The organism is Klebsiella sp. X1-16S-Nf21 (genome assembly GCF_002837615.1).
In the GTDB taxonomy this organism is placed as follows: Bacteria; Pseudomonadota; Gammaproteobacteria; order Enterobacterales; family Enterobacteriaceae; genus Klebsiella; species Klebsiella variicola.
In genome coordinates, this window is record NZ_PJDK01000066.1 from 24,310 (window position 1) to 30,309 (window position 6,000).

Below are 6,000 nucleotides of genomic sequence, written 5' to 3' on the forward strand. Positions count from 1 at the left end.
TTTTTATAAGAGTTCAATTTATGAGCGAAAAACGCATTACGGAAGAGAACCGCTACGCCGGGCTGGCGTTAGCCGAGGAAGAGCTGGTGGCGCGGGTGGCGTGGTGCTACTACCACGACGGCCTGACGCAAAATGACATCGGCGAGCGTTTGGGGCTGCCGCGGCTGAAGATTTCCCGTCTGCTGGAGAAAGGCCGCCAGTCCGGGGTGATCCGCGTGCAGATTAACTCGCGCTATGAGGGCTGTCTGGCGCTGGAAAGTGAACTCCAGCAGCGCTTTGGCCTCAAGATTGCCCGCGTGCTGCCGGCGCTCAACACCCCGCCGATGAATACCCGGCTGGGTATCGGCGCGGCGCAGTCGCTGATGGGCATTCTGCAACCGGGTCAACTACTGGCGGTCGGGTTCGGCGAAGCCACCATGAGCTGCCTGCAGCATCTCAGCGGCTTTATCGGCTCGCAGCAGGTGCGGCTGGTGACCCTCTCCGGCGGCGTCGGCCCCTATATGACCGGCATCGGCCAGCTTGATGCCGCCTGCAGCGTCAGCATTATTCCGGCGCCGCTGCGGGTCTCTTCGGCGGAGGTCGCCGAGATCCTGCGCCGTGAGTCGAGCGTGCGCGACGTTATCCTCGCAGCAACGGCGGCGGACGCGGCTGTGGTTGGCATTGGCGCCATCGATCAGCGGCGCGACGCCACGATTTTACGCTCCGGCTATATCAGCGAGGGCGAACAGCTGATGTACGCGCGCAAAGGCGCGGTCGGCGACATTTTAGGTTATTTCCTGCAGGCCGACGGCCGGCCGGTAGAAGGACTGGAGATCCATCGGGAACTGCTCGGCGTAACCCTGGATGAGCTGGCGCAGCTGCCAACCATCGTCGGCGTCGCCGGGGGAGAAGAAAAAGCGCAGGCGATTTATGCCGCTCTGACTGGAAAGCGCATAAATGGCCTGGTAACGGAAGAGACAACAGCACGCGCGGTGCTCGCGCTGGCCTCCTGACGGCCTGGCGCCGCGCGACAACAGCGAGGCGCATGTCATGAGTTACCTGTTAGCGTTAGATGCCGGGACCGGCAGCATTCGGGCGGTCATTTTCGATCTTAATGGCCGCCAGCTGGCGGTAGGCCAGGCCGAATGGAAACACCTGAGCGTCGATAACGTCCCCGGCTCGATGGAGTTCGACCTTACCACCAACTGGCAGCTGGCCTGCCAGTGTATTCGCCAGGCGCTCAACGCCGCCGGGCTCTCTGCCGCCGATATTCAATCCGTCGCCTGCTGTTCGATGCGCGAAGGGATCGTCCTCTATGACCGCGACGGCGAGGCCATCTGGGCCTGCGCCAACGTCGATGCCCGCGCCAGCCGCGAAGTGGCGGAGCTTAAGGAGATCCACGACTATCGTTTTGAATCCGAGGTATACGAGGTCTCGGGACAAACCCTGGCGCTTAGCGCCATGCCGCGCCTGCTGTGGCTGGCGCACCACCGCCCCGATATCTACCGCAAAGCGGCAACCATCACCATGATCAGCGACTGGCTGGCGGCGAAGCTATCCGGCGAGCTGGCGGTCGACCCGTCAAACGCCGGCACCACCGGCATGCTCGACCTGTTTAGCCGCGACTGGCGTCCGGCGCTGCTGGATATGGCCGGGCTGCGCGCCGATATGCTGTCGCCGGTCAAAGAGACCGGTACCCTGCTGGGCGCCGTCACCGAAGCGGCGGCGCATGAGAGCGGCCTGCGCGCCGGGACGCCGGTGGTGATGGGCGGCGGCGACGTCCAGCTCGGCTGCCTGGGCCTTGGGGTGGTGCGCGCCGGGCAAACTGCGGTACTCGGCGGCACTTTCTGGCAGCAGGTGGTCAACCTGCCGCAGGTGCGTACCGATCCGCAGATGAATATTCGTGTTAATCCTCATGTCATTCCCGGCATGGCGCAGGCGGAATCGATCAGCTTCTTTACCGGCCTGACCATGCGCTGGTTTCGTGACGCCTTTTGCGCTGAAGAAAAACTGATTGCCGAGCGGCTCGGCGTCGATGCCTATTCGCTGCTGGAGGAGATGGCCAGCCGCGTGCCCGCCGGTTCCCACGGCGTGATGCCTATTTTTTCCGACGCCATGCACTTTAAGCAGTGGTACCACGCCGCGCCGTCGTTTATTAACCTCTCCATCGATCCGGAAAAGTGCAATAAAGCGACCCTGTTCCGCGCGCTGGAGGAGAACGCGGCAATTGTCTCCGCCTGCAACCTGGCCCAGATTTCGCAGTTCTCCGGGGTAACATTCGAGAGCCTGGTGTTTGCCGGCGGCGGCTCTAAAGGCGCGCTGTGGAGCCAGATCCTCAGCGACGTCACCGGCCTGCCGGTGCGGGTGCCGGTGGTTCGCGAAGCCACCGCGCTGGGCTGCGCTATCGCCGCCGGTACCGGCGCCGGGCTGTATGGCGATATGGCCAGTACAGGAGAACGGTTAGTGAGCTGGCACCGCGAGTTCACCCCAAATCCGCAGCATCGCGAGCTGTATCAGGAGATGATGAGCAAATGGCAGACGGTGTACGCCGATCAGCTTGGCCTTGTCGATAGCGGGCTGACAACGTCGATGTGGCAGGCGCCGGGTCTGGAGCGCCGCCAGCGCGTAGCCCCCTCACCCTAACCCTCTCCCGGTGGGAGAGGGAACCGTTCGGCACAGGCCTTGAATACCGATGCCGATCCGCCTTTCCCCCTCGCCCTTTGGGTGAGGGAACCGTTCGGCACTAGCGTTGAATATCGGTGCCGGTCCGCCTTTCTCCCTCTCCCTTCGGGAGAGGGTCGGGGTGAGGGACAACGAGTTCCGTTCTTTGAATCCCATCACAATCACCGCACTCCCCTTTTCCCTTTTTCTCCGCGACGGCTAAATTAGTAACTCATCCGACCACATAACAATAATTTTACATTGGAAGCCACTATGAGCCGCTATCCGTCGCTTTTCGCCCCGCTTGAGCTGGGCTTCACAACGCTCAAAAACCGCGTGTTGATGGGCTCGATGCACACCGGGCTGGAAGAGCTGCCGGACGGCGCGCAGCGGCTGGCGGCCTTTTACGCCGAGCGCGCCCGCCACGGCGTGGCGCTGATCGTCACCGGCGGCATCGCTCCGGCGCCCTCTGGAGTCACCATGGCCGGCGGCGCGGTACTCAACGATGCCAGCCATCTGGCGCACCATCGCCATATTACCGACGCGGTACATCAGGAAGGCGGCAAAATCGCCCTGCAGATCCTGCATACCGGCCGTTACAGCTACCAGCCCGCGCTGGTGGCCCCCTCGGCGCTACAGGCGCCGATTAACCGTTTTACGCCCCATGAACTGAGCCACGATGAGATCCTGACGCTGATCGATGATTTTGCCCACTGCGCCCAGCTGGCGCGTGAAGCGGGCTATGACGGCGTCGAAGTGATGGGTTCAGAAGGCTATCTGATTAACGAATTTCTCGCCGCGCGCACCAACCAGCGCGACGACCAATGGGGCGGCGATTATGCCAGGCGCATGCGTTTCGCCATTGAAGTGGTTAAGGCGGTGCGCCAGCGCGCCGGCCACGATTTCATTATCATCTACCGCCTGTCGATGCTCGATCTGGTCAACGACGGCAGCACGCTGGCGGAAGTCACCGAACTGGCTAAAGCGATTGAAGCGGCGGGGGCGACAATTATCAACACCGGGATTGGCTGGCACGAAGCGCGCATTCCGACCATCGCCACGCCGGTACCGCGCGGAGCGTTCAGCTGGGTCACCCGCAAGCTGAAGGGCGCGGTGTCGATCCCGTTGATCACCACCAACCGCATCAACGATCCGCAGGTCGCGGAGGATATTCTCGCTCGCGGCGATGCCGATATGGTATCGATGGCCCGCCCGTTCCTCGCCGACGCCGAATTTATGTCGAAAGCGCAGCGCGATCGCGCCGGGGAGATCAATACCTGCATCGGTTGCAACCAGGCGTGTCTCGATCGAATCTTCGTCGGCAAAGTCACCTCCTGTCTGGTCAACCCGCGCGCCTGTCATGAAACCCTGATGCCGGTCCTGCCGGCCAACGCGCCTAAACGGCTGGCGGTGGTCGGCGCCGGGCCTGCCGGTCTGGCCTTCGCCGTTAACGCCGCCGCTCGCGGTCATCACGTCACGTTGTTCGATGCGCTCCCGGAGATCGGCGGCCAGTTTAATATCGCCAAACAGATCCCCGGCAAAGAGGAGTTTCACGAGACGCTGCGTTACTACCGCACCATGCTCGATCTTCATGGTGTCGATCTACGCCTGAACACCCGCGTCACGGCAGACGATCTGCTGGCGTTCGATGAGACGATCCTCGCCACCGGTATCGCCCCGCGCCTGCCGGCGATCGACGGGATCGATCATCCCAAGGTGCTGAGCTACCTGGATGTCTTGCGTGATAAAGCGCCGGTTGGCGCGAAGGTGGCGATTATCGGCTGCGGCGGTATCGGCTTCGACACCGCGATGTATTTAAGCCAGTCGGGCGCGGCCACCAGCCAGGATATCGGTGAGTTCTGCCGCGAATGGGGTATCGATACCAGCCTGCAAACGGCGGGAGGGCTGCATCCTGAAGGCCCGCAACTGAGTAAAAGCTCGCGACAGATTGTGATGCTGCAGCGCAAAGCCAGCAAACCGGGCGAAGGGCTCGGCAAAACCACCGGCTGGATCCACCGCGCGACGCTGCTGGCGCGCGGCGTGAAAATGATCCCGGCGGTCAGCTATGAAAAGATCGATGATGAAGGGTTACATGTCACTATCGGCGGCGAGCGCCAGCTGTTGGCGGTCGATCAGGTGGTGATCTGCGCCGGTCAGGAGCCGCGCCGCGAGCTGGCGGATCCGCTGCGCGCGGCAGGGAAAACGGTGCATTTGATCGGCGGTTGCGACGTGGCGGCGGAGCTGGATGCGCGCCGGGCGATTGCCCAGGGCACAAAACTGGCGCTGGCGATTTAGCCGTGTCCCGGGGGCGGCGCGATGCGCCTTCCCCGGGCTACCACGATAATCCCGGACGGTAGCCCGGCTAAGGCGACAGCCGCGAGCCGGGGGGAAACAACAAAAGGAATCAGCGCTGCTCACGCACCTTCGTTGCTTTCAAAACTACGAACTTATTGTTCGTCGCAATCGTCGGTAGCCCGGCTAAGGCGACAGCCGCGAGCCGGGGGAAACCGCGACAAAAATCAGCGCTGCTTACGCACCTTCGTTGCTTTCAAAATGACAAACTTATTGTTCGTCGCAATCGTCGTGCAATTACCAAAAGCGCGCTTCAGCTTACGGAAGTAATCGAGGTGGCGGTTGCCGACGACGTACAGCTCGCCGCCATATTTCAGGCTGCGGCGGGCATCGTTAAACATCTGCCAGGCAATATGGTCGGTAATCGCGTGCTGCTGATGGAACGGCGGATTACACAGGATCGCCGTAAAGCGATCCGGCTCAATGCCGGAGAGCGAGTTATTGACCATAAATTCACAGCGTGCGATATCGTCCGGCAGGTTGCGCTCGACGTTCAACCGGCTGGAAGCCACCGCCATGTGCGACTCATCGGTAAACATGACCCGCGCGTTCGGGTTTTGCGCCAGCGCCTGCAGGCCAATCACCCCATTGCCGCAGCCGAGATCGGCGATCTCGCCTTCTAAATCAGACGGTAAGTGCTGCAAGAAGAAACGCGCGCCGATATCTAGCCCGCTGCGGGCAAAAACGTTGGCGTGGTTATGGATGGTCCACGGCGTGCCGTCCAGCTTCCAGCTGTAGGTTTGCGGCGCATCGGCAAGCTCAGGAGCGGTGAAAACGCAGTGGATCAAACGCGCTTTTTTCCACGCCAGCGAGGTGGTGGTGGTGCCGAGGATTTTTTCAAACAGCGCCAGCGTCGAGTTGTGCACATCACGGGCTTTCGCCGCGGCGATGATGCGGGTTTCCGGCGTGACTACTTCGCGCAGGGCGCGCAGCTGCTGTTCCAGCAGCGCCAGCTGTTTTGGCACCTTAATCAGCACCAGCGCCGGCGCGGCCGGTAGCGGGCTCAGG

Annotated in this window: 4 protein-coding genes; 3 read left to right on the top strand and 1 reads right to left on the bottom strand. The window is 62.2% G+C overall.

Features of this window, described 5'->3' with window-relative positions; all coding sequences use genetic code 11:
• Positions 1–20: 20 nt before the first annotated feature.
• The 3 genes from lsrR (at position 21) to CW267_RS23390 (ending at position 4,935) form a co-directional block, all read left to right on the top strand.
• Positions 21–992: a transcriptional regulator LsrR gene (lsrR, locus tag CW267_RS23375; RefSeq protein WP_012540508.1), complete on the top strand. Its 972-nt coding sequence runs from the start codon at positions 21–23 to the stop codon at positions 990–992.
• 37 nt (positions 993–1,029) lie between these two features.
• Entirely contained in the window at positions 1,030–2,622 is a 1,593-nt protein-coding gene (lsrK, locus tag CW267_RS23380) for an autoinducer-2 kinase (RefSeq protein WP_022066317.1), read from the top strand.
• A 291-nt stretch (positions 2,623–2,913) separates the two neighbouring features.
• A complete protein-coding gene (locus CW267_RS23390) occupies positions 2,914–4,935 on the top strand; it encodes an NADPH-dependent 2,4-dienoyl-CoA reductase (protein ID WP_039102564.1) in 2,022 nt (673 codons plus the stop codon).
• 224 nt (positions 4,936–5,159) lie between these two features.
• Here the strand turns inward: CW267_RS23390 and rlmG are convergent.
• The coding region (gene rlmG / locus CW267_RS23395; protein WP_101148661.1) for a 23S rRNA (guanine(1835)-N(2))-methyltransferase RlmG at positions 5,160–6,000 on the bottom strand (841 nt) is incomplete at its 5' end.